General features: G+C 72.0%; 22 protein-coding genes. 6 read left to right on the top strand and 16 right to left on the bottom strand.

Annotated elements, in window-relative coordinates; translation table 11 throughout:
- Window positions 1-13 precede the first annotated feature (13 nt).
- Window positions 14-1,171 carry an acyl-CoA dehydrogenase family protein gene (locus ACIPSJ_RS41385; RefSeq protein WP_401353696.1) on the top strand — a complete coding sequence of 386 codons (1,158 nt, stop codon included), beginning with the start codon at window positions 14-16 and terminating at the stop codon, window positions 1,169-1,171.
- A gap of 127 nt (window positions 1,172-1,298) precedes the next feature.
- Window positions 1,299-3,356: a protein kinase gene (locus tag ACIPSJ_RS41380; RefSeq protein ID WP_401353694.1), complete on the top strand. Its 2,058-nt coding sequence runs from the start codon at window positions 1,299-1,301 to the stop codon at window positions 3,354-3,356.
- 12 nt (window positions 3,357-3,368) lie between these two features.
- Here the strand turns inward: ACIPSJ_RS41380 and ACIPSJ_RS41375 are convergent, their stop codons facing one another.
- The 7 genes from ACIPSJ_RS41375 to ACIPSJ_RS41345 are packed head-to-tail and all read right to left on the bottom strand — an operon-like array spanning window position 3,369 to window position 10,268.
- Window positions 3,369-4,484 carry an acyl-CoA dehydrogenase family protein gene (locus ACIPSJ_RS41375; protein ID WP_401353692.1) on the bottom strand — a complete coding sequence of 372 codons (1,116 nt, stop codon included), beginning with the start codon at window positions 4,482-4,484 and terminating at the stop codon, window positions 3,369-3,371.
- Complete coding sequence (locus ACIPSJ_RS41370) at window positions 4,481-5,701, bottom strand: acyl-CoA dehydrogenase family protein (protein WP_401353691.1); 1,221 nt, start codon at window positions 5,699-5,701, stop codon at window positions 4,481-4,483. The genes ACIPSJ_RS41375 and ACIPSJ_RS41370 overlap by 4 nt, the downstream gene beginning before the upstream one ends.
- Before the next feature lie 12 nt (window positions 5,702-5,713).
- Complete coding sequence (locus tag ACIPSJ_RS41365; protein WP_401353689.1) at window positions 5,714-6,862, bottom strand: thiolase family protein; 1,149 nt, start codon at window positions 6,860-6,862, stop codon at window positions 5,714-5,716.
- Entirely contained in the window at window positions 6,859-7,290 is a 432-nt protein-coding gene (locus tag ACIPSJ_RS41360) for a Zn-ribbon domain-containing OB-fold protein (RefSeq protein ID WP_401353687.1), read from the bottom strand. Before ACIPSJ_RS41360 ends, ACIPSJ_RS41365 begins: the two co-directional genes overlap by 4 nt.
- A gap of 10 nt (window positions 7,291-7,300) precedes the next feature.
- Entirely contained in the window at window positions 7,301-8,212 is a 912-nt protein-coding gene (locus ACIPSJ_RS41355; protein WP_359226307.1) for an SDR family oxidoreductase, read from the bottom strand.
- A gap of 2 nt (window positions 8,213-8,214) precedes the next feature.
- Window positions 8,215-8,946, bottom strand: a complete 732-nt coding sequence (locus tag ACIPSJ_RS41350; RefSeq protein WP_401353685.1) for a hypothetical protein — start codon at window positions 8,944-8,946, stop codon at window positions 8,215-8,217.
- Window positions 8,946-10,268 carry a phenylacetate--CoA ligase family protein gene (locus ACIPSJ_RS41345; RefSeq protein ID WP_401353683.1) on the bottom strand — a complete coding sequence of 441 codons (1,323 nt, stop codon included), beginning with the start codon at window positions 10,266-10,268 and terminating at the stop codon, window positions 8,946-8,948. Before ACIPSJ_RS41345 ends, ACIPSJ_RS41350 begins: the two co-directional genes overlap by 1 nt.
- A gap of 173 nt (window positions 10,269-10,441) precedes the next feature.
- On the opposite strand from ACIPSJ_RS41345, the gene ACIPSJ_RS41340 reads away from it, so the two are divergent.
- The 4 genes from ACIPSJ_RS41340 to ACIPSJ_RS41325 are packed head-to-tail and all read left to right on the top strand — an operon-like array spanning window position 10,442 to window position 15,513.
- Window positions 10,442-11,521 carry an amidohydrolase family protein gene (locus ACIPSJ_RS41340; RefSeq protein WP_401353681.1) on the top strand — a complete coding sequence of 360 codons (1,080 nt, stop codon included), beginning with the start codon at window positions 10,442-10,444 and terminating at the stop codon, window positions 11,519-11,521.
- Between the two features lie 59 nt (window positions 11,522-11,580).
- Window positions 11,581-13,971 carry a GNAT family N-acetyltransferase gene (locus ACIPSJ_RS41335; RefSeq protein ID WP_401353679.1) on the top strand — a complete coding sequence of 797 codons (2,391 nt, stop codon included), beginning with the start codon at window positions 11,581-11,583 and terminating at the stop codon, window positions 13,969-13,971.
- Window positions 13,968-14,942, top strand: coding sequence for an LLM class flavin-dependent oxidoreductase (locus ACIPSJ_RS41330; protein ID WP_401353677.1), 975 nt, complete (start codon window positions 13,968-13,970; stop codon window positions 14,940-14,942). Before ACIPSJ_RS41335 ends, ACIPSJ_RS41330 begins: the two co-directional genes overlap by 4 nt.
- Before the next feature lie 58 nt (window positions 14,943-15,000).
- Window positions 15,001-15,513 (top strand): PaaI family thioesterase, encoded by a 513-nt coding sequence (locus ACIPSJ_RS41325; RefSeq protein ID WP_401353675.1) that lies wholly within the window; start codon window positions 15,001-15,003, stop codon window positions 15,511-15,513.
- On the opposite strand, the gene ACIPSJ_RS41320 is transcribed toward ACIPSJ_RS41325, so the two are convergent.
- The 9 genes from ACIPSJ_RS41320 to ACIPSJ_RS41280 form a co-directional block, all read right to left on the bottom strand.
- A complete protein-coding gene (locus tag ACIPSJ_RS41320; RefSeq protein ID WP_359226293.1) occupies window positions 15,507-16,658 on the bottom strand; it encodes an acyl-CoA dehydrogenase family protein in 1,152 nt (383 codons plus the stop codon). The two genes, ACIPSJ_RS41325 and ACIPSJ_RS41320, sit on opposite strands and share 7 nt — an antisense overlap.
- Window positions 16,659-16,872: 214 nt before the next feature.
- Complete coding sequence (locus ACIPSJ_RS41315) at window positions 16,873-17,892, bottom strand: ABC transporter permease (RefSeq protein ID WP_401353672.1); 1,020 nt, start codon at window positions 17,890-17,892, stop codon at window positions 16,873-16,875.
- Window positions 17,889-18,863 (bottom strand): ABC transporter permease, encoded by a 975-nt coding sequence (locus ACIPSJ_RS41310; protein WP_401353670.1) that lies wholly within the window; start codon window positions 18,861-18,863, stop codon window positions 17,889-17,891. Before ACIPSJ_RS41310 ends, ACIPSJ_RS41315 begins: the two co-directional genes overlap by 4 nt.
- Entirely contained in the window at window positions 18,860-20,431 is a 1,572-nt protein-coding gene (locus tag ACIPSJ_RS41305; protein WP_401353669.1) for a sugar ABC transporter ATP-binding protein, read from the bottom strand. Before ACIPSJ_RS41305 ends, ACIPSJ_RS41310 begins: the two co-directional genes overlap by 4 nt.
- 12 nt (window positions 20,432-20,443) lie before the next feature.
- The gene (locus ACIPSJ_RS41300) at window positions 20,444-21,700 is read right to left on the bottom strand and encodes a substrate-binding domain-containing protein (RefSeq protein ID WP_401353667.1); all 1,257 of its coding nucleotides are present in this window, start codon (window positions 21,698-21,700) and stop codon (window positions 20,444-20,446) included.
- A gap of 260 nt (window positions 21,701-21,960) precedes the next feature.
- Window positions 21,961-23,505 (bottom strand): MFS transporter, encoded by a 1,545-nt coding sequence (locus tag ACIPSJ_RS41295; RefSeq protein ID WP_401353665.1) that lies wholly within the window; start codon window positions 23,503-23,505, stop codon window positions 21,961-21,963.
- Between the two features lie 56 nt (window positions 23,506-23,561).
- On the bottom strand, window positions 23,562-24,914 hold the full coding sequence (locus tag ACIPSJ_RS41290) for an alpha/beta hydrolase (protein ID WP_401353663.1): 1,353 nt from the start codon (window positions 24,912-24,914) through the stop codon (window positions 23,562-23,564).
- A 183-nt stretch (window positions 24,915-25,097) separates the two neighbouring features.
- Window positions 25,098-25,514: a PaaX family transcriptional regulator C-terminal domain-containing protein gene (locus ACIPSJ_RS41285; protein WP_401353661.1), complete on the bottom strand. Its 417-nt coding sequence runs from the start codon at window positions 25,512-25,514 to the stop codon at window positions 25,098-25,100.
- Between the two features lie 142 nt (window positions 25,515-25,656).
- Window positions 25,657-26,571: a LysR family transcriptional regulator gene (locus ACIPSJ_RS41280; protein ID WP_401353659.1), complete on the bottom strand. Its 915-nt coding sequence runs from the start codon at window positions 26,569-26,571 to the stop codon at window positions 25,657-25,659.
- Between the last annotated feature and the right edge of the window lie 109 nt (window positions 26,572-26,680).

The raw sequence follows: 26,680 nt of genomic DNA, 5'->3' as shown, positions 1-26,680 counted from the left end.
CGAGGGAGGCGACATGGACGCGGAGGACTTCACCGCGGTGCTGTCGGAGGTCCGGCGGTTCGTCCGGGAACGCGTCGTGCCGCTGGAGGCGGAGATCGACGAGAAGGACGAGATGCCTGCGGACATCCGGGAGTCGGCGAAGAAGATGGGGCTCTTCGGCTTCGCCCTGCCGGAGGAGTACGGCGGCCTCGGGCTGTCGATGTACGAGGAGGCCCAGCTGATGTTCGAGCTGGGCTACACCACGCCGTCGCTGCGCTCGATGTTCGGTACCAACAACGGCATCGCCGGGCACGTCCTGATGGTCGGCGGCACCGCGGGGCAGAAGGCCGAGTGGCTGCCGAGGATCGCGTCCGGCGAGGTGCTGGCCTCCTTCGCCCTCACCGAGCCGGACGCCGGGTCGGACCCGTCGACGCTGACCACCCGGGCGCACCTGGACGGCGACACGTGGGTGGTCAACGGGACCAAGCGGTACATCACCAACGCCCCGCTCGCCGACGTCTTCATGGTCTTCGCCCGCACCGACCCGGACGCTCCGCGTACCCGGGGCATCTCCACCTTCCTGGTCCCGGCCGGCACCCCGGGCCTGACGGTGGCGCCCCGGGACCACAAGATGGGCCAGTTCGGCGCGTGGACGGCCGACGTGTACTTCGACGACGTGCGGGTGCCGGCCGAGGCCCTCGTCGGCGGCGAGGCCGGCCTGAACCGGGGCTTCAGCACGGCGATGGGCTGCATCGCGCACGGACGCGTGCACATCTCGGCCCTGTGCGTCGGCATGGCCGAGCGGCTGGTCGACGAGTCGGTGGAGTACGCCCGTACCCGCAGGCAGTCCGGGAAGCCGATCGGGTCCTTCCAGCTGGTCCAGGGGCTGATCGCCGACTCGATGACCGACTACTACGCCGGCCGCGCCACCGTCCTGGAGGCCGCCCGCGGCTTCGACGCCGGCACGGACACCAAGATCGGCCCGTCCTGCACGAAGTACTTCGCCAGCGAGATGGTGTGGCGGGTCGCCGACCGGGCGGTGCAGATCCACGGCGGTGCGGGCTACATGCGCGGGGTCGCCGTCGAGCGCTTCTACCGGGACGCCCGGCTCTTCCGCATCTACGAGGGCACCAGCCAGATCCAGCAGGTGATCATCGCGCGGGCACTGCTGGGCGACGCGACTCGCGGTTGACGCGACACGAGGTTGAATCGAACACCAACTCGCCTTTTTTTCAAGGAGTTTGCGATAACCTCCGGGGCACCGACACTCGTCGCGCACGCCTCATCCGTCACGCGGAAACCCGGAACTGAACCTTTCCATGTCTGCTCCACATCTCGACCGGTCGCACGCGCGCGCCTACGCCGCCCTCGGCCTGGAAGCACCGCCCCCGGTCCCGCTCCGCACCGGCGATCCCGTCCGGGTGGGGCCCTACGCCCTCGTGTCGGTCCTCGGCAGCGGCGGGATGGGCCGGGTCTACCTGGGCCGCGACACCCAGGGCGGGCCGGGCCCGGCCGCCGTCAAGGTGATCCGCCCCGAGTACGCGGAGGACCCGAAGTTCCGCCGGCGCTTCGAGCGGGAGGTCGGCGCGCTGGGCCGGGTCCGGGGAGCGCACACCGTACGGCTGATGGGGAGCGGGCACGAGGGGAACCTGCTGTGGGTGGCCACCGAGTACATACCGGGGCCCACACTGGAGGAGGCCGTCGACGGGCGCGGGCCGCTCGACGCGGCCGCGGGCTGGCGGCTCATGGCGGACCTGGGCCGGGCGGTCGAAGCCATCTGGCGGGCGGGGATCGTGCACCGCGACCTCAAGCCGTCCAATGTGATCCTCGCCGCGGACGGCGCCCGGGTCATCGACTTCGGCATCGCCCATGCCGCCGACGCCACGTCCATCACCACGACCGGACAGCACGTGGGCACGGTCGCCTTCATGTCGCCGGAGCAGGTGCGGGGCCACGAGGTGACCGCCGCGTCCGACGTCTTCACCCTGGCGTCCACGCTGACGTACGCGCTCACCGGTGCGGCGCCGTTCGGTGAGGGCACCGGCGTCGACGTGCTGCACCGGGTGGCCTTCGACCCGCCGCGCGAGGAGCTGCTCGCCAAGGTGGCGGACCTCGACCCGGACCTCGCCGCGTACCTGCGGCAATGCCTGTACAAGGACCCCGAGTCACGTCCGGCACCGGACGCGGTGTTCCGGACGGCGATCGGCCACCAGCTGGCGGCGCCCCCGGACGACGGCGGTCGAGGAACTGCCCGGCCCGCTCCGTCCGGCCCGCCGGGCGAACCCGCCCGGCGGCCCGCCGCCTTCGCCCGGCCGTCCGGGCCCGACGCGTCCGGTCCCGCGGCCGTGGCACCAGCGGGGGAACCGGTCACCGACCCGCCCGGCCCCGGACTCCCCCGCAGCCGCCGGGGCCGGGGCCGGGACATCGTGCTGGCCGCCGCCGTGGCCGCGCTGGTCACCGGAGGTCTCACCATGGCGCTGCTGGACCGGGGCGGCGACTCCCCCGCGTCCGCCGCGCCGGCGTCGCCGTCCGTGACGACGTTGTCGGACAGTCCGCGCGCCGACTCCGGCCTCGAACCGAGTACGGTGTCCGCCACACCCCGGGCCTCGGCATCCCGCTCCGCCGCCGTCTCCGCCACCACCGCCGCCCCGGACTCCGCCGCGGCCGAGACGCACGATCCCAGGACGCTCGACATCCGCTCCGCCGCCTGCCGGACCGCCTTCGCCCCAGGAGCGCACGGGGGCTGTGTCGCCGCCCTCCAGTACCTCCTCGGCGGATACGGCTACCTCGTACCGGTCGACGGCGACTTCGAGGCACGGACCCTCGCCGCCCTGAAGGTCTTCCAGACGTCGGCCGGACTCGCGGCCGACGGCAGCGTCGGCTCGGAGACCAAGGCGATGCTGTACAGCAGGCCGCGCGGCGCCGTCCGCAGCGGCACGCTGACGGTGACCGAGACCGTCAACGGCGTCGCGACCGCGCGCTGCCTGGACGCCGACACCGGTACGGCGACCCTGAAGCAGCAGACCGTACAGATCTGGGAGTGCACCGGCGCGCCCCACCAGCAGTGGGCGCTCTACCCGCTGCCGGGCCGGGACGCGCAGTACGTCGCCGTCAACCGGAGCACGCACCGCTGCCTGGAGGCGGATGCCGCCGGTGTCGGCCAGAACGGCCACGGCATCCACAGCACCGCCTGCGACGGGCTCGCCGTGCAGCGGTGGAGCCTGGGCAGCTCCGGAGTCCCCGGCGCCCAGGCCCTGGTGAGCGTGCCGGACGGCTTCTGTCTGGACGCGGAGGCCGCCACCTCGGGCCAGGACGGCCAGCGCGTCCAGGCGTGGAGCTGCGCCGGCAACGGCAACCAGGCCTGGCACTGGGGCTGACGGCCGGCCGGTTCAGATCCCCAGCCGGTCCAGCAGCCGCTCGTGGTAGACCGCCGGTCCCCCGAAGAGCAGCTGCGAGGACTTGGCCCGCCGGAAGTACAGGTGGGCGGGGTGCTCCCAGGTGAAGCCGATGCCGCCGTGCACCTGGATGTTCTCCATGGCCACGCTCAGGTACGCCCGGGAGCAGCAGGCGTGGGCGACGGCCGCCGCCACCGGGAAGTCCGCGGCACCCTCGGCGGCCAGCAGCGCCGCCTCCCGTGCGGCCGCCTCCGCGAGTTCGACCTGGACGAGCATGTCGGCGCACTTGTGCTTGACCGCCTGGAAGGAGCCGATGGGCCGGCCGAACTGCTGTCGGGTGCGGGCGTACTCCGTACTCGTCTCCAGGCACCGGCGTGCCCCGCCGGCCTGCTCGGCGGCGAGCGCGACCGTGGCGGTGTCGAGCACGTCGGCCATGAGGCGCCCACCGGCTCCCTGCACGCCGACGAGGGTCGCCGGCACGGTGTCGAGGGTCAGGCGGGCCATCGCCCGGGTGGCGTCCAGGGTCTCCATCGGCTCGGCCGCCACGCCGACGGCCGCGCGGTCCACCGCGAAGAGGGAGGGTCCGGCGACCGTGCGGGCCACGACCAGGAGCAGATCCGCCGTCGTACCGTCGATGACGAAGCACTTGCGGCCGGTCAGCCGCCATCCGCCGGCCTCGTCCGGTACGGCGCGGGTGGAGATGAGGACGGGGTCCCAGGAGCCGTGGTCCTCGGCGACGGCGAGGGTGGCCGTCGTGGTCCCGGCCGCGATGCCGGGCAGGTGGCGGGCGCAGGCCTCCCGGTCGCCCGAGGCCAGCAGGGCCTGGGCGGCCAGCACGACGGTGGCGAAGAAGGGTGCGCAGAACAGGGCGCGGCCCATCTCCTCCAGGACGACGCCGAGTTCGACCGGCCCGAAGCCGTCGCCGCCGTACTCCTCGGGGATGGCGAGCGCGGGCAGGCGCAGCTGGTCGGCGGCCTGGGCCCACACGTCGGGGTCGAAGCGCGGTTCGCTCTCCATGAGCTTGCGTACGGCGTCCTCGGGCGACTTGGTGTCGAGGAACTCCCTTACGGCCGAGCGCAGTTCGCTCAGCTCCCGGTCGTCGGCGGTCATGCGCGCACCTCCTTGGGCAGGCCGAGGACGCGTTCGGCGAGGATGTTCTTCATGATCTCCTCGGTGCCGCCGAGGATGCGCAGGGCCGGGGTGGCGAGGAGCAGTTCGGTCCAGGCGTACGTGCCCCACTGGCCGGTGTCCGCGATCGCGCGCGGTCCGAGCACGTCGGCGACGAAGTGGGCGGCCCGGGTGAGGTTCTGACCGTACATCAGCTTGGACACGGACATCTCGGGGCCGGGTGTCGCCCCGGCGCGGAGCCTGCGCAGGGCCCGGTTGTTGAGGTGCTGGGTGGCCATGGCGTCCACGAGGAGTTCGGCGAGCCGGCCGCGCAGGGCGCGGTCGTCCCAGGTCCAGGTGGCCCGCATGAGCGCCGAGAGCCGGTCCGGGGAGAGTGCGGCGGCGACCGGTCCCGCGCCCTCGCTGCCGACGGTGGCGCGTTCGTTCATGAGGGTGGTCAGGGCGACGGTCCAGCCGCCGTCGACCTCGCCGAGGCGGTGGTCGTCGGGGACGCGGACGTCGGTGAGGAAGACCTCGTTGAAGTCGGCGCCGCCGGTCATCTGCCGCAAGGGGCGGACCTCGACGCCCGGGGCGTCCATGGGGACGAGGAAGGCGCTGATGCCCTGGTGCTTCGGGGCGTCCGGGTCGGTCCGGGTGAGGGCGAGCCCGATGCTGCTGTGCTGGGCGACGGACGTCCACACCTTCTGCCCGTTCAGCACCCACTCGTCGCCCTCGCGGACCGCCTTGGTGGCCACGCTCGCCAGGTCGGAGCCCGCGCCGGGTTCGCTGAACAGCTGGCAGGCGATGGCGTCGCCGCGGTACATCGCGGGCAGCCAGCGTTCCTTGATCGGGGGCTGGGCGTGGGCCAGGATCGTCGGGCCGATCATGCCGAGGCCGATCACACTGAGCACGCCGTTGTCGGGGACGGTGTACTCGGACTCGATGGCGTCGTAGAGCAGGTCGTGGACGGGGGTCAGGCCCCGGCCGCCGTACTCGGGCGGGCCGGTGATCCAGCCGAGGCCGTTCTCGTGGCGGACGCGTTGCCAGGCTCTGGCCCGGTCCACCTCCTCCCGCTCCTCCTCGGGCGGCAGGCTGCTGAAGTAGGCCATCGAGTCGTCGCCCTCGCCCCAGGTGAAGGCGGTGCGGTCGGGGGCCTTCGTCGCGTGCGCGTCGAGGAAGCCGCGCACCTCGGCGGCGAAGTCCTGCGTGTCTTGGTCCATTGAGGGCTCCGGTCAGGTGGACAGGATCGTCACGGCCGACACGCCCGGCGCGCCGTACAGGTGGGTGTAGCCGACTCGCGGGGTGCCGGGGATCTGCCGGGATCCGGCGGTGCCGCGCAGTTGGAGGACGATCTCGTGGATCTGGCGCAGTCCGGACGCGCCGATGGGTTCGCCGTTGCCGAGCAGGCCGCCGTCGGTGTTGACCGGAAGCCGGCCGCCGATCTCGGTGGCCCCCTCGGCGATCAGGCGTTCCTGCTCGCCGTCCTTGCAGAGGCCGTTCTCGGCCATGTGGATGATCTCCGATCCGGCGTCGGTGTCCTGGAGCTGGGCGACGTCGACGTCCTCGGGGCCGATGCCCGCGTGTTCGTACGCCTCCCGGGAGGCGTCCACGGTCGGGCTCTCCACCGCGTCCCCGACCGGGAAGGAGGGGCTCTGCACCTCGAAGGCGCCGAGCCGGCGGCTGCGCAGGGCGGTGGCGCGGATCCGTACCGGCGTCGAGGTGTACTTGTGGGCCTGGTCGGCGCGGCACAGCACGACGGCCGCCGCGCCCTCGTCCGGTCCGCAGTACATGTACTGCCGGAGCGGGTGGTTGAGCACCGGCGAGGCGAGGATCTCCTCCTCCGACAGGGGGGTGCGGCGCCACGCCTTGTCGTTGGCGGCGGCGTTGCGGAAGTTCTTCGCGGCCACCCGGGCGAGCGTCCGCTCGCCGATGCCGTGGTCGTGCATATAGCGGTTGATCTTCATGCCGAAGAAGTGGGTGGTGAGGAAGAGCCCGGTCTGTCCGTACCAGGTGGGGATGCCGGCCACGGACGGGTCGGCGGCGAACGCGCCGCGCGGGTGCTTGTCCATGCCGATGGCGATGGTCAGGTCGTGTTCGCCGGTCTCGATGGCCCGGGCGGCCAGTGCCACCGCCGTACCGGCCGTGGCGCAGCCGTTGAACACCCCGCGCAGCGGCACGCCGGTCAGGCCGAGGCGGGCCACGATCGCGTCGGGGTTGGCCACCTCGTAGCTGCCGATGTAGCCGCCCTGGATCTGCGGCCAGGTCACGCCCGCGTCGGCGAGCGCGAGGCGGACGGCGTCCGCACCCATGTCCATGGCGGGCTTCCCGGGGAACCTGCCGAACGGGTGGAGTCCTACCCCGATGACGACTGCCTCGGTCACGATGTCCTCTCCTCGTCCGGGGCGAACGCGAACGTGACGACCTCGGTGCCGTCCTCGCGCACGGTGTACGGCACGAGGGTCAGCCGCATGGCCTGGCCGATCCTGAGCCGCGCCGGGTCGGGTTCGGTGAGGCGGGCCTCGACGAGCAGTTCGCCGGGCAGTTCGACGTATCCGACGGTGTACGGCTCGAAGCCTTCGGGGCCGTCGTAGGGCGGGGCGGGCGGCCGGAAGTTCTGGGTGGTGTACGTCCACAGGGTGCCGCGGTCGGCGAGCAGCCGTTCCTTCGTGTCCGTGCCGGCGCAGCGCACGCAGTCCGGGGCGGCGGGGAAGCTCACCAGTCCGCAGGCGGAGCAGTCGGATCCGATCAGGCGCGGCGTGTCGCCCGCCGTGAACAGGCCTTCGGCGACCGGGATCTGTCGGGTCGTCATGCCGGGCATCTCAGGCGCCCTTCCGGTTGCCGAGCGCGTCCGCGTTGGGGGCCGCCTTGGCCACCAGGTTGGGGACGGCGGAGGTCAGCTCGTCCTGGGTCCAGCGGGATGCGGCGCTCGCCGTGGGACCGCCCACCCAGCCCTCCAGGACGGTGACGCGGTTGCCGACGACGCCGAAGACGCGGCCGGTGACCTCGCGGGAGGCGGCGGAGCCGAGCCACACCACCAGCGGGGAGATGGCCTCGGGGGTGAGGTCCTGGCTGGTCGCGGCCTCCCGCATCATCTCGATGTCGTCGGTCAGCCGGGTGAGCGCGGTCGGCGCGATGGCGTTCACCGTCACGCCGTAGCGGGCGAGTTCGGCCGCCGCGATGACGGTCAGGCTCGCGATGCCCGCTTTGGCCGAGCCGTAGTTGGACTGGCCGGGGTTGCCGAAGACACCGGAGGGGGACGTCGTGTTGATCACGCGGGCGTCGTTGCTCCGGCCGGCCTTGGCCCGCTCGCGCCAGTGGGCCGCGGCGTGGTGCAGGGTGGCGAAGCTGCCCTTGAGATGGACGGCGATCACGCTGTCCCAGTCCCGCTCGGTCATCGACACGATCATCCGGTCGCGGAGGATCCCGGCGTTGTTGACCAGCACGTCCAGCCCGCCGTAGGTGTCCACGGCCTGCCGGACGAGGCGGCCGGCTCCCTCCCAGGACGCGATGTCGTCCGTGTTGGCGACCGCCTCGCCGCCGGCGGCGACGATCTCGTCCACCACGGCCTGCGCGGGCCCCGCCGAGGCGCCCGCCCCGTCCCGTCCCCCGCCGAGGTCGTTGACCACGACCCTGGCTCCCTGCGCGGCGAAGGCCAGGGCGTGCGCCCGGCCGATGCCGTTACCGGCGCCGGTGACGACCACCACCCGGCCGTCGACCACTGCTTCCGACATTCTCAACTCCTCGGTGACGAAGACGAATCGGCCTCGGCGAGCAGCACCCGCGGGTCCTCGCTGCCGCATGCGCAGCGACCGCTTGCCACGCGCCCCTGGATACCGAGCGCGGTTTCGGCCAGCGGCGAGGTGCGCAACTCCCCCGCGGCCACGTGCAGTTCCCCGTCCCGCTCGCCGACGCGCCACTCGGCGGCGTTGACGTGCGCGCCGGCGCGCTCGGGGCACTCAAGGGCGAGGGCCGGACCGACGGCGGCCAGCACACACGCGGGCACCCCCGCACCGCGCAGCACCGGTACGGCGGCGGGCCGGGCCAGCACGACCCGCGTCGGGCGGAACATCTCGCCGATGTCGGCGGTGCCGGACAGCCCTTCCAGCGTCTCCGCGGACAGGCCGATCACCGCGTCGGGGTGGAGTTCGCGGTGGAAGACCGTGGTGCGGCGGTGGTCCCAGCCCATGGCTTCGGCGATGCCGTAGGTCACCCGCAGGGTGCACAGGGCGCCGATCACCGCCTGGCCCCAGAAACCCTCGAAGCCCGACGCGGTCAGCAGGGCCCGTTGCCCGGGTGCCAGGCCGTGCCCGCGCAGCCGCTCGGTGGCCCAGGCCGTGTCACGGGCGAGTTCCGCCCAGGTGAGTCCGGTCTCCCGGACGCCGTCGGGGGTGGGGAAGCGGACGAGATAGGCGAGTTCGGGCCGTTGCAGTTCCCGGGCGTGGGCGAGGGTGTCGGCGCGGGCCATCAGCTCTTCACCACCCGGGGGAACTTGGCGACGCTGGTCATGGTCTGCAGCAACTCCTCTTCGGTGCGCAGGTCGAGCACCGGTTTGACCCCGGTCCGCTCCCGCACGGCCTCGATCAGCCGCCCGGCCAGCGCGTCGGGATCGCCGGTGAGGTGGGGGTCGTAGCCGACCCGGAGGCGGAGTTCGTCGACCTCGCGTCCCTTCCGGACGATCTGGAACACCCCGGCGACCGTCTCCGGCTGGTCCTCCACCGCCTGCCAGATGTCCCGCAGTACGACCGCCCGGCCGCGCACCACGGTCTCGTCGCCGCGCCGGCCTGCCACCCACATCCGGGCGTGGGTGCGCCCGCAGCCGCAGGTGTCGCGGGAGAGGCGGACCAGGTCCTCGCTGCGGTAGCGGATGAGGGGTGCGGCGCGGTTGTCGAGGTCGGTGGCGACGAGTTCTCCGAGGTCGCCGTCGGCGGCGTCGTGCCAGCCGTCCTCCGTGACCTCGACGCACTCGGGGAAGACGGTGTCCTCCCACAGGTGGAAGCCGTCGTGCTCACGGCACTCCCAGGCCGTGCCGGTGTCGGCGGCGCTGGTGTACTCGTAGACGTCGATGCCCCAGTCGTCGCGGATCCGGGCGCGCATCCTGCGGCTGAGCGGCTGGCCGGCGCAGGAGGCGCCCTTGAGGGACGAGAACGCCTCCCGCAGGTCCGTGCTCTCGGCCAGCCGTTCCAACTCCACCATCTGCGGATACATCATCTGGAGGTAGGCGGGGCGGTAGGTGCGCAGGGCGTCGACGACCTCCTGCATCCTGCCCATCCAGGTGTCCACCTCGATGACCACGGCGCCCAGCGCCTGGTAGCCGGCGTCCATGAGGTTGCGGAAGGTGCCGGGCGGGCTGAGCACCCGGTCCCCCGGCCGGAGTCCGAGCTCCCACAGGTCCCGCACCTGTGCGGTGACCAGGGGCGGGGCGCCCTGCCAGATCTCGGCGAAGAACTCCGGGTCGCCGGTGGTGCCCGAGCTGGAGGAGACGGAGGTCAGTTCCTCGACGGGGACGCAGAGCAGCCCCCCGAAGGGGTCGCCGGTACGGGCCCGGTGGGCGCGGACCATGTCCTTGGTGATGAACGGCACCCGGTCCCGGAAGTCCTCCAGGCAGCGGATGTCTCGGGGGTGCACCCCGTGCCCGTCCCACAGCTCGCGGTAGAAGGCGGAGCGGCCGTAGGCGTACTCGACGAGCTCCAGGACCTGTTCCTCCTGCCGCGCCTCCAGGTGGTCGCGCGGCATGGTCTCCACCAGCGGCTCGAAGTACCTGTCAGCGGTGTCCCGATCACCGGCCATGGCGCCTCCTCGCGGCTCAGCTGCCCAGATCTTCCAGCTATCAGCGCAATCAGTCAACCAATTCGACTGATTAAGCGATCGGGCGCGATCTCGACCCCGTTCACGTCTTCCCTCCGCACGCTCCCCCACCTAAAATAGCTAACTGATTGCATCCATTCAGTCGAAGGAGCGCCATGCCCAAGCTCTGGGTCAACTCAGGGGACTCCCATGTGATGGAACCCGCCGACCTGTGGACCGAGGCGCTGCCGCCCCGGCTGGCCGCCCGGGCGCCGCGCAGCGAGCGCGGCGAGAAGTACGAGGTGCTCTACATCGACGACCAGCGCGTCGACCGCCAGCTCGGCGACTTCATGGACGCCATGCGACCGCCGGGCGCCTGGGACCTCAAGGTCCGGCTCAAGGACCTCGACCAGGAGGGCGTGTGGGGCCAGCTGGCCTTCCCCTCCATGGGATTCTGGCTCGTCTCCATCACCGACCGCGAGCTCGCCCGGGAGACCGTGCGCGCCTGGAACGACTGGGCCTACGACGAGGTCCTGTGCAGGAACAAGCGCGTCATCACCCCCGCCTGCGTCTCGACCGCGAACATCGAGGACGCGGTCAAGGAGGTGGAACGGGTCGCCGAACTCGGCTTCCAGGCGGTGTTCCTGCCCTGCTCGACCCGGCCCGGCGAGGAGTACGCGCTCGACCGCTGGGAGCCGTTGTGGACGGCGGTGGAGCGGGCCGGCCTGGTGCTCGGCTTCCACATCGGCACCGGCGCCGAGACCGTCGTCTTCCGCGGTCCGGGCGGCGCGGTGGTCAACTACATGGAGACCACCTATCCGGGCATGCGGGTGATCTCCCACATGGTCGCGGGCGGCGCCCTGGACCGGCATCCGAACCTGCGGATGCTCATCGCGGAGGGCGGCGCGGGCTGGGTGCCGGCCATCGGCGACCGCATGGACGAGGCCTACCGCCAGCACGGCATGTTCGTCCGCCCGAAGCTGAGCCGGCTGCCCAGCGAGATCATCAGGCAGCAGGTCTACGCCTCCTTCCAGCACGACAAGAGCTCGGTCGAGATCGTCGAGTCCACCGGCTACCGGAACGTGATGTGGGGCGACGACTACCCCCACCTGGAGGGCACCTACGGCCACACCCAGTCCACGCTCCACGACCTGTTCGACGGAGTGCCGGACGACATCCGCGACCGGGTCACCCGCGGCACGTTCAACGAGCTGTTCCGCCTGCCGGAGCAGACTCCCCAGGAGGCGGCCGTCTGAGCGGCAGCACCCCCGGGACCGCTCCCCCCTACCCCGAGGACCTGGAGCGGCCGGGACTCGTGCGGACAGGCCGGTCGACGTTCGTCCGGCCGGTGCGGCCCGAGGACGCCGACCGGCTGGTCGCCTTCGTCGCCGGTCTGTCCCGGCAGACCCTCGCCTACCGCTCCCTGGGGCCCGTGGTCCGGGTGCGCGACGACGTCATCCGGCGCGGCGCGCACGTGGACTACCTCAACGAGCTGGCGCTGGTCGCCCTTGCGGGGGACGACATCGCGGGGCTCGTGCGCTACGTCCGCGACCCTCGGGAACCGGAGCACGCCGAGGTCACGTTCACCATCCGGGACGACCACCAGAGCGAGGGCTTCGGCCGGCTGCTCCTGGAGCACATCGCGGCGGCGGCCCGCGCCCGTGGCATCCGGGTCCTGGAGGCCGACGTCCTCGCGGACAACACCCGGATGATCAACGTGTTCCTCGGCTCCGGCTTCCGGGTCGAGGCCGGGCCGCCCGGCCAGATCATCCACTTCGAGATCGCCGTCGACCCGCAGGCCCAGGCCCTGGCCCGGGCCGAGCGCCGCGAGCAGACCGCGGTACGGCGCTCCCTGCGGCCCCTGCTCGAACCGCGGTCGGTCGCGGTGATCGGCGCCAACCGCGAGCCGCTGACCATCGGCCACGAGATCGTGGCCAACCTGCGGCGCGGCGGCTTCACCGGCGGCGTCTTCCCGGTCAACCCGCACGCCGGACAGGTCGCCGGGGCACGGGCGTACGCGGATGTCCGCGACCTGCCCGAGGCACCGGACCTGGCCCTGGTCGCCGTCCGGGCCGAGGCCGTGCCCGAAGTCGTACGGGACTGCGCCGAGGCCGGGGTCAAGGCGGTGGTCGTCGTCTCCAGCGGCTTCGGCGAGACCGGTCCGGCCGGCCGGGCCGCGGAGCGCGAACTTGCCCGGTTCGCGCGGGCGTCCGGGATGCGGCTGGTGGGCCCGAACTGCATGGGCGTGGTCAACACGACGCCGGCCGCGCGGCTCGCCGCGACCTTCTCCCCCGCCCTGCCGACGCCCGGCCGGGTGGCGATGTCCAGCCAGTCGGGGCCGCTCGGGCTCGCCGTGCTCGACCATGCCCGCAGGCTCGGGCTCGGCTTCTCCGGCTTCGTGTCGGTCGGCCACGCCGTGGACGTGTCGACCAACGACCTGCTCCGGTGGTGGGAGGAGGACCCCGCCACCTCCGTGATCCTGCTGCACGTCGAGACGTTCGGAAATCCGCGCCGCTTCGCCCGCATCGCCCGCCGCGTCGCACCCCGCAAGCCGATCATCGCCGTCCACCCGGGCGGCCCGGCGGACTCGGCGGTGAGTTCGCTGTTCGCCCAGTCCGGGGTGATCCGCACCCGCGGTCTGCAGGAACTGTTCGACGTGGCCCTGCTCCTCTCCCACCAGCCCCCGCCACCCGGTGACCGCGTCGCGGTGATCACCAACGCGGGTGGCCCGGCGGCGCTGACGGTCGGCGCCTGCACGGCGAACGGCCTGCGCGTGCCCCCGCTCGGCGAGCGCACCCGGCAGCGGCTGGGCCGCGTTCTCGCGCCCGGCGCCGAGATCGGCAACCCCGTCGACCTCACCCCGACGGCGACCGCCGCCCACTACCGGCAGGCCCTGGACGCAGCCCTCGCCGACGACGGCATCGACGCCGCGATCGTCCTGTTCATGCCGCCGCTCGCGGACAAGCCCGACGAGGTGGCGTCGGCCATCCTCGACGCGGCCGCGACGGTGCCCGAGAAGCCGGTGGTGACCAGCTTCCTGGGCAGCGCGGGCATCACCGGCCCGCTGCGCCGGGACGGGCTGGCCGTACCGTCGTACACCTTCCCGGAGGCGGCCGCCGCCTCGCTCGGGCATGCGGCGGCCTACCAGGCCTGGCGCTCCACCGCCGCGGGCGTCGTCCCGGACCTGCCGGGGTGCGACGTCGACCGGGCGCGTTCCCTGCTCACCGGAATCAGCGAAGGCACCAGTACGGCGGCCGAACTGCTCGCCGCCTACGGCATCCCCGTCCACGACCCCGGCCCGGTCCCGGGTCCGCGTCCGGGTCCGGGTCCGGGTCCCGACGCGTTCCTGTCCGTCGGCTCCGATCCGGTCTTCGGCCCGGTCATCTCCTTCGGCCTCACCGGCGGCTACGCCGACCTGATGGCGGACGTCGCCCACCGGGTCACCCCGCTCAGCGACCGCGACGCACGGGAGATGGTCCGCTCGCTGCGGGCGGCTCCGCTGCTGGAGGGCAGGGCGGGCGCACCCGGCGTGGACCTGGCCGCCCTGGAGGAGACGGTGCTGCGGCTGTCGGCGATGGTCGAGGACCTCCCCGAGATAGCGGCCCTCGACCTGCGTCCCGTACGACTGCTGCCGCCCGGCGCCGGGATCGCGGTGACCCACGCGACGGTCCGCCTGGCGCACGACACCCCTGGAGGTTCCCGGTGAAGGTGGGCATCTACTTCGACCTGCGCAATCCCCCACCCTGGCAACAGAACTGGTCCCGGCTGTACGGCTTCGCGCTGGAGATGTGCGAGGAGGCGGACCGGCTCGGCCTGGACTCGGTGTGGTTCTCCGAGCACCACGGCTTCGAGGACGGCTACCTCCCCCAGCCCCTCACGATGGCCGCCGCTGCCGCCGCCCGCAGCCGCCGGCTGCGCCTGGGCACCGCCGTCGTGGCCGCGCCGCTGCACGCCGCCCCCGAGATCGCCGAACAGGCCGCCCTCGTGGACATCCTGAGCGACGGCCGCCTGGACCTCGGGCTCGGCACCGGCTACCGGGTCCCGGAGTACCGGCTGTACGGCGCGGACCTCGGCAAGCGCTACACCACGACTGATCAACGAGTACGGGAGATACGGGAGTTGTGGGCCTCCGGCCGGGTCACCCCCGTCCCGCTCCAGGACCCGCTGCCGATCTGGCTCGGCTATCAGGGCCCGCAGGGTGCCCGGCGGGCCGGGCGTCTCGGCACGGGTCTGCTCTCGCTCGACCCGGCGCTCCTCGCGCCGTACCGCGAGGGGCTGGCCGAGAGCGGGTACGACGGGGCGGCGGCCCGGATGCAGGGCTCGTTCACCACCTTCGTCACCGAGGACCCGGAGGCCGACTGGCCCGTGGTGCGCAGACACCTCTCGTACCAGTGGGACAGCTATCGCCGCTACATGGTGGAGGGCACCGACCGGCCCGAGCCCCGCCCCATCGACCCCGACCGGTGGCGGGAGACGGGGCTCGCCGCGACCGGCGTCGGCCAGTTCCTCTACGGCACGCCGGAGACCGTCGCCGAGGCCGTCAGGTCGTACGTGAAGGGCCTGCCGGCCGAAGGGGTCTTCCTGTGGGCGTCCCTGGCCGGGATGCCGGAGGACATGGTGGCCCGCCAGGTCCGGCTGATCGCGGGAACGCTGCGGCCGTTGCTGGCCGATGTCTGACGTTCCTTCGCTTTGACGTTCTGATGTGTTCCGGCGTTCTGATACGAGGAGCTGTGCGATGTCGACAAGATCCGGTGCCACGCAGGCGGCGGCCTCGGAGTTCCAGGAACCGCCGCGCACGCCGGGCGGCGTCGCCCTGTGCGGTGCCTGTCGCGGCGCCGGCTCCTGCCGCCTGGGAGTCGAGCGGGAGCGGCTCGACGAGGACGGGGTGGCCTGGTTCGACCTCAGCTGCCCACCGGACCAGGAGGGCGGCCCGAACGTCGCGCACGGCGGCTGGACGGCGGCCGTGCTGGACGACTGCCTCGGCCATCTTCCGCTGCTGCACCGGGTGTTGAGTGTCACGGCCGAGCTGACCGTGAGCTTCGTCAAGCCGGTGCCGGTGCGGCACCCGCTGCGCGTGCGGGCCTGGGTCGAGCGGCGGGAGGGCTCCCGCTGGTACATCGCGGGCGAGCTGGTGCTGCTGCCGACGCGCGCGGTACTGGCCCGGGCCTCCGGGATCTGGGTCACCCGGGACCAGGGCCACTTCGCACGGCACGAGCGCTGGCTCGCGGAGCAGGCGGAGGCTCAGTAGCCGCGCAGGCCCATGGTGCGGGCGATGCCGTTGCGCTGGATCTGGCTGGTGCCGCCGGAGATGGTGGCGACGATCGACTCCCGGTAGCGGAAGCTCATCACGCTCTCCGTGGAGAAGCCGTGCCCCGCGCACACCTGCATGCCGAGCCGGGCGGCGGCCACATAGGTCTCCGACCCCTTCAGCTTGGCCATCGAGCCCTCCCGGGTGCAGGGCCTGCCCTGGGCGAGCAGCCAGGCCGCGCGGTAGGCCAGCAGCCGGGCCGAGTCGATCTCGGTCTGCAGGTCGGCCATGGCGTGGGCGAGGACCTGGAAGTTGCCGATCGGACGTCCGAAGGCGTGCCGGGTGCGGGCGTACTCCAGCATCTCGTCCAAGGTGGCCTGGGCGGCGCCGAGATACCCGCCGCTGATGATCACCTTTTCCAGTTCGATGTTGGAGAGCATCACCTTCCAGCCCTCGTCGCGGGGGCCGACGAGGTTCTCCTTGGGCACCCGGACGTCGTTGAGGAACACCTCGTTGGTGCCCAGGATGTGCCGGGCCAGGGTCGGCGTCCGGCGCACCTCGACGCCCTCCGTGGTCGGGTCGACGAGGAGCAGGCTGATCCCGCCGTGCTTGGGTTCGCGGGGCCCGGTGCGGACATAGGTCGCGATGGTGGTGTGGGGCAGCCCGGCCCCGGTGCACCAGGCCTTCTGGCCGCGCACCAGGAAGTGGTCGCCGTGGTCCTCGGCGCTGGTGCGCAGCGCCGCCGCGTCGGACCCGCTGTCCGGCTCGCTGAGGCCGACGGCCAGCCGGTGGCGGCCGGTCATCACCTGCTCACGGATGAAGCGGCGCTGCTCCTCGTCCCCCCACCGGAACACGGTGATGCCGGGGATGAGCACCCCGATGTAGCACATGGCCACGTCGAAACTGGCCCGCCCGAGTTCCTCGGCTATGAGGATGAGCTCCAGCGGTCCACCGCCGTCACCGCCCTCCTCCTCGCCGAAGGGCAGCGAGAACCAGCCGAGGTCGGCCATGCCGCGGAACAGCTCGGGCGGTACGACGCCTTGCTCGTCCCACTCCTTGGCCTTCTCCGCGGGGCACACGTCGGCGACGAACTGCCGTGCCGTCGCGCGCAACAGATCCTGCTCGTCGGTCAGTCCGAAGTCCACGGCCACCCCTGAGAACGATCAGCGAATTCATCTACCTAATTTCACTATGTTAGTTGATTCAGGTCGGGACACATAGAGGTCATCGCCGGCGGGCGGGCACAAGGGGCTGGCCCCAGGTGCGGGTGGTGGTGATCGATGCCGGATGAGGCAGTGCCGCCGTCCACCGCCGGCGGCAGGCGGTGGACGGCGGCGGTACCGCGGGGCCCTGGGTGTGTCAGATGCGGTCGCGCAGCCGCCTCTCGCGGCCGTAGAGGCCGACGACGAGCAGGATCAGTCCGCCGGTGATCATGTCCTGGGAGGCCGAGGACAGCTGGTTGGCGCTGAGGAGCAGGGCGACCACCGACAGCACGAGCGCGCCGAGCACCGTACGCCAGTAGTCGCCGCGACCGCCGAACATGGTGCCGCCGACGATGACCGCCGCCAGGGACTGGAAGAGGTAGGGGTCGCCGATGGTGACGTTGCCCGAGCCCGAGTAGCCCGCGAGGAGGATGCCCACGCAGGTGGCCAGTACCGCGCTGGCGACGTAGGCGTAGATCCAGGTGCGGTTGACCCGTACCAGGGCGAGCCGGGCGGCGGGCTGGTTGACGCCGGTCAGGTAGAGGTTCCGGCCGGCGCGGGTGCGGGTGAGCACCAGGCCGATGACGATCGCCACCACCGCCCAGATGACGACCACCGGCGGGATGCCGATGCCGAAGGTGGTGCCGTTGGCGGCCGTCAGCCTGCCCAGCCACGCCGGGGCGACCCCGGTGGCGGAGCCGTTGATCCACTTGAGCACCAGACCGGACAGCAGCGCGCTGACGCCCAGCGTCACGATGAGCGGCTCGACCTTGAAGCGGTACGACAGCACTCCGTTGAGGAGGCCGCCGAGCACGCCGACGGCCAGCGCGACCGCCACCGCGGCCCCGGTGGACCAGTGGTCGGTGCCGCACAGTTCGGCGATGATGACGTTGCCGGCCGAGATGAACGCGGCGATCGAGAAGTCGATGCCGCCCACCAGGACGACGATGGTCTGTCCGGCGCCCGCGAGGCCCAGCAGCGAGGCGTTGACGAGGATGGCGTAGAGCACGCGCTGCGAGCCGAAGCCTTCGATGGTGCTCAGGCCGTAGACGTACAGCGCCGCCAGGGCGAGGAGTTGGAACAGGGGGAACCGGCGCTGCCACTCGGTGAGGGTGTGCAGCAGGGGCGTCCCGCCCGCTCCTGTCGCCGGGTCCGCGACCGCGGTGTCTGTGGTCATGCGACGGCCCTCCTGCGGGCGTTGGTCAACACGGCGCCCACGACCACGGCGAAGAGCAGCATGGCGCCGTAGATCGCGGTGGACCACAGGGTGGACACCTTCACCACGTTGAGCAGGTTGTTGATCAGGTAGATGCTCGCCGCGCCGAGCAGCGAGCCCTGGAGGGAGCCCCGGCCGCCGGCCAGCGAGGTGCCGCCGAGGGCCACGGCGGCGATGGCGAGCAGGGTGTACTGCGCGGACATGCTGGCCGCGCCCTCGCTGATGAGGGACATCAGGGCGATTCCGGCGATGCCCGCGTAGAGGCCGCCGAGGGAGTACGCGGCGATGCGGACCTTCGGCACGTTCACTCCGGCGGAGAAGGCGGTGGCGTCGTCGCCGCCGACCGCGTACAGCGCCTTGAGGAACGGCGTCCGGGACAGGCCCCACCAGATCAGCAGCGGGGCGCCGATGGTCAGCAGCGCGCCGGGGACGGGGCCGAAGGAACCGGCCAGGTCCTTGGTCCACGAGGTGCTGCCGGAGGGTACGGTGTCGCCCTGTACCTGGGTGGCCAGGCCGCCGATGACGATGTTGGCGCAGAGCGTGGCCACCACCGGCTGGAAGCGCAGTACGGCCACGAGGACGCCGTTGACCGCGCCGATCGCCGCGCCGATCGCCAGGCAGACGGGGATCACGACGAAGGGCGAGGTCAGGCCGTTGGGCAGCAGGTTCGCCACGATGACGATGTCGATCAGGGTCAGCAGCGGGCCGATCGAGATGTCGATGCCGCCGCCGCCCGAGAGGATCGCCGGGGTGCTGGCCATCGCCGCCACGGCCAGCGGTGCGAAGGACGCGAGCACCGCCGCCCAGTTGTCGTAGGCCAGGAACGCCGGCTGCAGGGCGGTGTTGACCACGAGCAGGAGCAGCGCGAGGAGTCCGGCGAACGCGTACGGGCGCTTGCCGAGCTGGCTCCGCAGGAAGTCGAGGGCATTCATGCGTCACCATCCGGGGAGGCGGAGCCGGCGACCGATGAGGTGACCGTGCGGCCGAAGAACGCGGCGACCAGGGACTGGCGGGACAGGGACGGGCGGTCGAGGGTGGTGGAGTGCGAGCCCTCGCGGAAGACGAGGACGCGGTCCATGAGCTCGATGTGCTCGTCGACCTCCGTCGAGAGCATGACGACCGCGACACCGCGCGCCGTCAGCTCGTCCAGGAGCGCGTAGATGTCGCGCTTGGCGCCGATGTCCACGCCCCGGGTGGGGTCGTTGAGCAGGAGCACGTCCGGGCGGCGGGCGAGCCAGCGGGCGATGACGACCTTCTGCTGGTTGCCGCCGGACAGGGTGGTGATGGGGTCGGACTCGCGGCCCATCCGGACCTTGAGGCCGGACCGGTACTCCGCGAAGCGGCCCAGCGCGGAGGCCCGTGACAGCAGCCCGAAACGGGTGTCCTTGTCCTGGGTGGCGGCCGAGAAGTTCTCCCGGACGGAGAGCGTCCCGAACAGCGCCTCGCCGCGCCGGTCACGCGGTACATACCCGATGCCGGCCGCCGCCGCCCGCTGCTCGGAGCGGATCTCGGTCTCGCCGCCCACCTCCACGCGCGCGACGGACCCGGCACCCGAGGGACCGTGCCACAGCGCCTTGATGAAGGCGTCCTGACCGTGGCCCTCAAGGCCGGCCAGGCCGACCATCTCCCCGGCCCGCAGCTCGAAGTCGACCGGGTCGGCGTCCGGCCGGAGCCTGACCCCGCGTACCCGCAGCAGTACCGGCGCGTCGGCGGCGGGGCCGCTGCGGTGGGCGAGCGTGCCGCCCTCGGGGATGTCGGTGAGGTGTTCGGCGCCGGTCATCAGGCGCACCAGCTCGGCCGTGGTGGCTTCGTCGGCGTCGAGGGTGGCCACCGACTCGCCCGAGCGCAGCACGGACACCCGGTCGGAGATCGCGTCGACCTCGTCCATGCGGTGGGAGACGAACAGCACGGCCATGCCGGCCGCCTTGCGCCGGGCGATGGCCTCGAAGAGCCGGTCCCGGGTGGCCACGTCGAGCGCGCTGGTGGCCTCGTCCAGGATCAGCACCCGGGGCTCGCGGACCAGCGCGCGGGCGATGCCGCAGGCCTGCCGGTCGCTCAGCGAGAGCTGTTCGACCGGGGTGTCCAGGTCGGGCGCCGCGCCGAGCAGTTCGCCCAGTACGGCGCCGGCCCTGGCCCGCTTGTCCGCCTCGGAGATCCGCCGCCGGAAGACGCCGTCGGCACCGAGCCAGACGTTCTCCAGCACGGAGCGGGGGCCGACCACCAGAACCTCCTGGTAGACGGCCATCACCCCGGCGGCGATCGCTGCCGCCGGGCCGCCGAGGCGGACCGCACGGCCGCCGACCTGGTAGCCGCCGGAGTCCGGGGCGTGCACCCCGGTGAGAATCTTGACCAGGGTGCTCTTCCCGGACCCGTTCTCGCCCATCAGGGCATGGACCTCGCCGGCCAGAAGCCGGAGCGAACAGGACCGCAGGGCCCTGGTCGCTCCGAACGACTTGGCGAGACCGGTGACTTCGAGGGCCACCTGGCTCTGCTCGCTCAACGTACTTGCTCCCTACGAGCCGAAGAAGCCGTCGATGTAGCTCGTCTCCGCGAATGTCTGGCCGACATCGCCCACCGTGATGGTGGAGGCGTCGCCGGTCTTGAAACTCGACTTCGAGAACTTCGACAGGTTGTCGCTCGTGACGAGCGGCGGGTTGATGACGATGTCCGAGGCCTTGACCCCGTCACCGTCGAGCATGTGCTTGGCCACCTGGACGACGGCCTTGGCCAGTCCGTCGGCCGGGTTGTACAGGCCGACGCCCTTGTAGCTGCTCTCGTTGGCCGCCCAGTACGCGACGCCGCCCTTGGTGAGGCCGTTGTCGGCGACCGGCGCCACGGTGACGTTGGACTTCTGGAAGGCCGAGATGATGCCGGTGGTCATCGGGCCGCCCTCCAGGACGCCGCCGATGGTCTTGGTCGGGTTCGCCGCCAGGTACTGCTGGACCTTGGTCTGCGCGGTGGTGGGCGAGAAGTCGGTGTAGATCGAGTCGTCCAGCGTGATGCCGGAGCACTTCGCCAGCGCGGCCTTGGCGCCGTTGAAGGTGTCGGTGTCGATCGGCACGCCCTTGATGCCGTGCACGCCGAGGATCGCGCCCTTCCCGCCCATCGACTTCGCCAGGGCGGCGGCCTGCGCCTCGCCCGCCGCGAAGGCGTTGGGCACGACGTTGACGGTGTTGGCGTCGGCCACGTTGTTCAGCACCGAGATCGACGGGATGCCGGCCTTGGCGGCCTTGTCGACGACCGACTCGAAACCGGCGGCCAGCGGCTGGTAGATGATCAGGTCGACCTTGTCGGTGATCAGCTGGTTGAACTGCGAGATCTGGTTGGTGACCTCGTTGGTGGACACCAGGTCGATGACCTTGTAGCCCTGTGCCTTGAGGTACTTCTGCAGCGCGGTGTTGATCAGCGTCTGGTAGGGGTTCACCAGCTGGGACTCGGAGATGCCGACGGTGATCGTGCCGGACTTCTTGCCCTCCCAGTTCGCCCACGCGCTCTTCTGCACGGTGCCGGAGTAGCCGCTGTACGCCGCTTCGTACTCCGAGCCCAGGGCCTTGATCAGACCGGCCGAGTCGTTGAACTTCGCCGCCGGGACGGTCCCGCAGGACGAGGACGAGGAGTCGGAGCCGGCACTCGTGCTGTCGGTGCTCTTCTTGCTGCAGCCCGCCGCGGTGACGGTGAGCAGGACCGCGGCACAGAGAGCGCCCGAGATCCGGACTGTGCGGTTGCGGTGCGTCGTGGCGGTGGCCGCGGTCGCTGGTCTTGCGGTCATCGTGGGGACTCTCCTTTGAGCCTGTGCGAGTCGGCGCCGGGGTCATGGAGCGAAACGGCCCGACTAAATTGCACGGCAGCGTAAGAAGTGCCCGAAACGACGTACAAGGTCCGCAGTCATCGAGCCTGGGGATGGGAGGTATACCGGCCCGGTGCACACCCCCCGCCCGGCGCGGGCCGAACCCGCCGTCCCGCGCCACGGAGAACGCCGCTCTCGTTGCGATCGCGAACGCCGGCGTCGACGTCCGTGAGGCTCCTTCGCTACTCCTGGGATCGGCCGCGGAGCGTCGCGAGGGCCAGCAGTGCCGAGAACAGTGCGGCCGAGCCGCAGACCACGAAGCCGACCGAGTAACCGTGGCCGAGGGCTTCCAGGGCGAGCGGATGCAGTTCGGCCAGCTTCGGTGACGCCGCCGAGGCGCCGTTCACCGCGAGGGGGCCGCCCTCTTCCAGTACGGCCGTGCCCGCGCCCTTCAGTGCCTGCGGCAGCGCGGAGTCGTTCAGGGAGTCGGAGAAGCCGCTTGCCGCGCGGCTCAGGGCAACCGCGCCGATGACGGCCGGGCCGAGGGTGAAGCCGAAGTCCCGCAGCAGGTTGGTGGTGGCGCTCGCCATGCCGGCCAGGTGCACCGGCACGGTGTTGACGGCCGTCGCCGTGATCGACGAGACGGTGATCGCGAAGCCGAGGCCGACCAGACCGAGCGGCAGGATCAGCGAGGTGAAGGCGGTGTCGGTGATCGGCAGCGTGGCCGCCCAGTAGTCGCCGGCCGCGATCAGCAGCAGCCCCGCGCCCAGCAGCAGTCCCGGCGCGACGGTTCTGAGCAGCCGTTCCGTCAGCGGCAGCATCACCAGGGTCATGCCGTTGAGCAGGACGAAGGCCATGGCCGTCCGCATCGGCGCCTGGTCCTGCACCGGGCCGAGCCGGATGCTCACGGAGTAGGCGGTGCCCAAGAAGGCGAACATCCCCACCACGGCCACGACCGAGGCCACCGCGAAGGCGCGGTTGCGGAACAGGTCGAGGCGGAGGAGCGGGGACTTGGCGCGCTTCTCGGCGAGGACGAAGGCGGCGAGAAACACTGCCGCCAGGACGAAGGCGATGACGATCGAGGGCGAACCCCAACCGTCCGTGGGGCCCTGGATGATGGCGTAGAGCAGGGAGAACAGGCCCAGACCGATGGTCAGTTGGCCCGCCAGGTCCAGTGACCGTCCTTCGGGGGCACTGGAGTCGACGACGAAGAGGGAACTGACGACGGCACTGACCGCGGCCACGGCGAAGACCACGACGAAGGACCACCGCCACGAGCCGTAGGTGGCGGTGACGCCCCCGAGCAGGGGGGCGAGGAACCCGCCGGTGGAGAGCAGGGCGGCCCACATCGCGATGACCCGGGCCCGTTGCGCGGGCGAAGTGGTGCCGGCGGCCAGGATGGCCAGCGAGGTCGGGAACAGGCACGCGGCACCCAGGCCCGCCAGGGCCTGTCCGGCCCAGAGCTGGTGGACGCCGGAGGCGGTGGCGCTGACCAGCTCGCCCACGGCCAGCAGCGCGGCGCCGCCGATCAGCAGCCGCTTGCGGCCGAAGAGGTCGCCGAGCAGGCCGAAGGTCAGCTCCAGTACGGCGACCGGCAGCAGGAAGGCGTCGGAGATCCAGGTGAGCTGCGAGCCGACCGGGTGCAGGTCGGACTGGAACAGCCCGTTGAGGGTGGCCGGTATGGCCAGACCGATCTGGGCGAGGCAGACGGCGAGGAGACCGGCGACCAGCGTGCCGGTGGTCAGACCGCGGCCGACGGCCGTTCTGGTGGAAGGTTCGGTCGTCATGGACACAGCGCCTCCTGAGGTGTGCGAGCCGGGGATGAGGTGAGGGTGATTCGGGATCAGCGGGTACCGGTCAGCCGGCCCGGCCGGTAGTCCGTGAAGGCGGCGCCGCCGAGGTCCAGTCGCTCCGCGCTGTGCTGGAGTTCGGCGCTGGTGGCGGAGTTGTCCCAGCGTCCGGTGTCCAGCCGGTGTTCCACGGCGTGCAGCCCGGCGACGACTTCGGCGGTGGTGAAGTTGCAGTGGCTCTGGCGTGCCACATAGGCCTGTCGCAGCAGCGCGGAGTCGCCGGCCCCGCGCACCCGGCCGGCGAAGGCCGACTCCTGCTCGACGGGTACGAGTTGGTCGGCGGTGGTGTGGAGGTCGAGGAGCGGCACGGCCAGTGACTGTCCGGCCGTGGAGGTCCGCTTCAGATGAGCCACCGCGGCCGGGTCGGCCGAGACGTCCGCACCGCGGGTGAGCCGGTTCAGGTCCGTGCGCAGGTCGAGCCCGGCGTCGCGGTAGAGCGCCTTGACCTGCTTGGCATGGCTGGACTTGTGCAGCAGGCCGGCGTAGTCGACGCCCTTGTTCCAGGATGTGTTGCCGCCGGCGGACTGCTCCACCGACCAGCGCGCCGGGACGATGAAGCCGAGCAGGCCCTGGGCCAGCCATGCGTACTGCTGCTGCTCCTGGCCCGCGAAGTCGTCGGGCGCGGACGGCTGTTGGCCCGGAGCCCAGTCGGTCAGGTTGAGGAAGGCGGCGGCCAGGGCGATGCGGGCGCGTCCCGTGGGGGTCTGCTGTGCCGTCTCCACGGCCTGGGTGAGCCGGTCGGCCAGCGCGCCGGCGTCGGCCTGGCCGTCCAGGTTCACGAGCTTGTCGGCGTCGGCCGGGTCGAAGAACGTGGCCAGGGTGTACTCGGCGTCCAGCTGGTAGTTGTCCAGGTCCACGCCGCCCGCGACCAGGCCGCACAGACCGAGTGAGCCGTCGACGCGTCCCGCGCCGTCGCGGGCGATCTGGGCGTTGACGAGGCCGCCCATGGACTGACCCACGGAGATGACCCGGGTCGGCGCGCCGACCTGCCGGCGGAACGCGGTGAGCGTGGCGAACTGGTCCCGCTCGGCCGAGTCGAGCGCCCACATCGAGCCGTTCGGGTCGTAGGAGGAGCCGACGAGGGCGTAGCCGGCGTCCAGCAGGGCCTGGCGCGCCGCGGCCGACGGGGCGTCGGCCGCGGTGGTCGGTCCGAAGCCGTGGCTGAAGAGCAGCAGGGTGCCGTTCCACCGTGCGGGTTTGTCCGCGATCCAGGTGGCACCGTCGGACAGGGTGCCGGAGTAGTGATCGGCGGTCGTGGCCTGGGCACCGGTGGCCGGTCCGATCAGGGTGGTCGCGAGGGCGGTCGCACAGGCGGCGGCAAAGGTCGAGAAACGGGGTCGGGACATGACGGCGGCTCCGCGAATCGAGGGGGATCGAGGGGGGGATCGAGGGGGACCGAGTGGGGGCGCGAGCGGAAGAGCGCTGCGAATGTAGGGCTCTTTTTTCATCGCCGTCAATGGACTGCCCAATATTGAGTCAGGCGGTGACGCGTTCCGGGCGCACGGGTTCGGGCGCGGATCAGTCCGGCGTCAGGGTGTCGAGCGGCCGGCCAGGCCGCGGAAGACGGTCTCCGCCGCGGCGGCGGGCCAGTCCCCCGGCAGATGCTCGGCGGGCAGATGCGGGTCCCGTCGTACCAGGTCACACCAGTCGGTGTGCGGCAGGAGCCGGACCGCGAGTGCGTCACCGGAGACCGCCGCGGGCAGCGGGTCGGTGCGGTCCCAGCGCTCCAGCGGCGCCCGGTACCGCGCGCCGCTGACCGGCACGTCGAAGGCCTGCTCCGGTACCTCGCGGACGTCGGCGCGGGCCGGGCCCACCCACAGGCCGTTCCGCAGAGGGCCGAAGCCCGCCCGCATCAGCCGGGAGCGCAGGTCGTGCCGTTCACGGCTTAACGCCTCGGGCAGCGAGAAGCCGACCATCGTCCACCGGCCGTCCCAGTCCCGGTTCACCGCACCGGTGCGCCAGACGCGGTCCCTGCCGTCGGCGCTCCAGCAGACCGCGTCCGACCATCCGGTTCAAGGTGGTCCGCACCGGCGCCACCCGGATCATCACCGCGTTCCGTTGTCGTTGAGCCCCCTGTGCGGGCAGGTTCTATTCGGGGAGCCGTTCCAGCGTCTCCGAGATCCCCGCCAGGCCGGCCACGTCGATCAAGGCCTGCGCGAGCACGGAGCGGGGCTCGCGGGCCGGGAGGACCAGGCCGATGCGCTCGGTGCGGACGGGCCGGACCAGGGGTACGGCGCGCATGCCTGCGGGGACTCCGAAGACATGGAGCCAGGCGTGCGGTACGACGCTGGCCCAGTGTCCGGCTCTGACCTGTGCGAACAGGGACGCGATGGAGTCGGTCTCGACTCGCGGTGTCACGGTCACTCCCACGGTTTCGAACACGGCGTCGAGCACTTGGCGGCCCTGCATCATGGGGTGCAGCAGGCACAGGGGGTACTGGGCGGCCTCCTCCCAGGAGATCTCGGCGGGACCGGAGCCGGGGGCGGTGCGCTGGGTCAGCAGGACATAGCGTTCCTGGTAGAGCGGCAGGAACGTGAAGTCGTCCGCGGCGACCGAGCTGTGGTAGGTGACGGCGGCGTCGAGTTCGTACGCGCGCAGCCGGTTCACGATGTCCACGGCCTGCAGATCGGCGAAGACCTGGACGGTCGTCAGCGGGTTGGCCGCGCAGAACGGCTGGGTCAGCAGTGCGACGGCCGTGGACGCGGTCGGGACGGTGCCGATGCGGAGCCGGCCGGTGAGTCCGGCTCGCAGTGCCTGGATCTCGCTCTGCATCGCGTCACGGTCGGCGAGGATGCGCTGAGCCCACAGGACGACCCGCTCGCCCTCCGGTGTGAGGCCGTCGAATCGGCGTCCTCGCTGGACGAGCGGGATGCCGAGTTCGTCCTCCAGCTTGCGGATGCCCTCGGACAGGGTCGGCTGGGAGACGTAGCAGGCCTGGGCCGCCTTCGCGAAGTGGCGGGCGCGGGCGAGGGCGACGAGGTATTCGAGTTGGCGCAGCAGCACGCCTCAATGATCCCCCGCGGCCCGCCGTGCGGCGCCGGTCACGCGGCCGTGATCGGCGGCGCCTGTCAGCCGATCGGAACTACCGCTTTGACCTGCCCGGAAGCACTGC

The organism is Streptomyces sp. NPDC090088 (assembly GCF_044747345.1).
Classification (GTDB): domain Bacteria; phylum Actinomycetota; class Actinomycetes; order Streptomycetales; family Streptomycetaceae; genus Streptomyces.
This window is presented reverse-complemented; position numbering and strand designations above follow the sequence as displayed.

Bases quoted from the DNA above. Each gene is read 5' to 3' on its own strand.
- ACIPSJ_RS41300 (WP_401353667.1), bottom strand. From the start codon at position 21,700: ATGACCGCAAGACCAGCGACCGCGGCCACCGCCACGACGCACCGCAAC.
- ACIPSJ_RS41340 (WP_401353681.1), top strand. From the start codon at position 10,442: ATGCCCAAGCTCTGGGTCAACTCAGGGGACTCCCATGTGATGGAACCC.
- ACIPSJ_RS41350 (WP_401353685.1), bottom strand. From the start codon at position 8,946: ATGGCCCGCGCCGACACCCTCGCCCACGCCCGGGAACTGCAACGGCCC.
- ACIPSJ_RS41325 (WP_401353675.1), top strand. From the start codon at position 15,001: ATGTCGACAAGATCCGGTGCCACGCAGGCGGCGGCCTCGGAGTTCCAG.
- ACIPSJ_RS41295 (WP_401353665.1), bottom strand. From the start codon at position 23,505: ATGACGACCGAACCTTCCACCAGAACGGCCGTCGGCCGCGGTCTGACC.
- ACIPSJ_RS41355 (WP_359226307.1), bottom strand. From the start codon at position 8,212: ATGTCGGAAGCAGTGGTCGACGGCCGGGTGGTGGTCGTCACCGGCGCC.
- ACIPSJ_RS41345 (WP_401353683.1), bottom strand. From the start codon at position 10,268: ATGGCCGGTGATCGGGACACCGCTGACAGGTACTTCGAGCCGCTGGTG.
- ACIPSJ_RS41360 (WP_401353687.1), bottom strand. From the start codon at position 7,290: ATGACGACCCGACAGATCCCGGTCGCCGAAGGCCTGTTCACGGCGGGC.
- ACIPSJ_RS41385 (WP_401353696.1), top strand. From the start codon at position 14: ATGGACGCGGAGGACTTCACCGCGGTGCTGTCGGAGGTCCGGCGGTTC.
- ACIPSJ_RS41290 (WP_401353663.1), bottom strand. From the start codon at position 24,914: ATGTCCCGACCCCGTTTCTCGACCTTTGCCGCCGCCTGTGCGACCGCC.
- ACIPSJ_RS41375 (WP_401353692.1), bottom strand. From the start codon at position 4,484: ATGACCGCCGACGACCGGGAGCTGAGCGAACTGCGCTCGGCCGTAAGG.
- ACIPSJ_RS41370 (WP_401353691.1), bottom strand. From the start codon at position 5,701: ATGGACCAAGACACGCAGGACTTCGCCGCCGAGGTGCGCGGCTTCCTC.
- ACIPSJ_RS41310 (WP_401353670.1), bottom strand. From the start codon at position 18,863: ATGAATGCCCTCGACTTCCTGCGGAGCCAGCTCGGCAAGCGCCCGTAC.
- ACIPSJ_RS41380 (WP_401353694.1), top strand. From the start codon at position 1,299: ATGTCTGCTCCACATCTCGACCGGTCGCACGCGCGCGCCTACGCCGCC.
- ACIPSJ_RS41315 (WP_401353672.1), bottom strand. From the start codon at position 17,892: ATGACCACAGACACCGCGGTCGCGGACCCGGCGACAGGAGCGGGCGGG.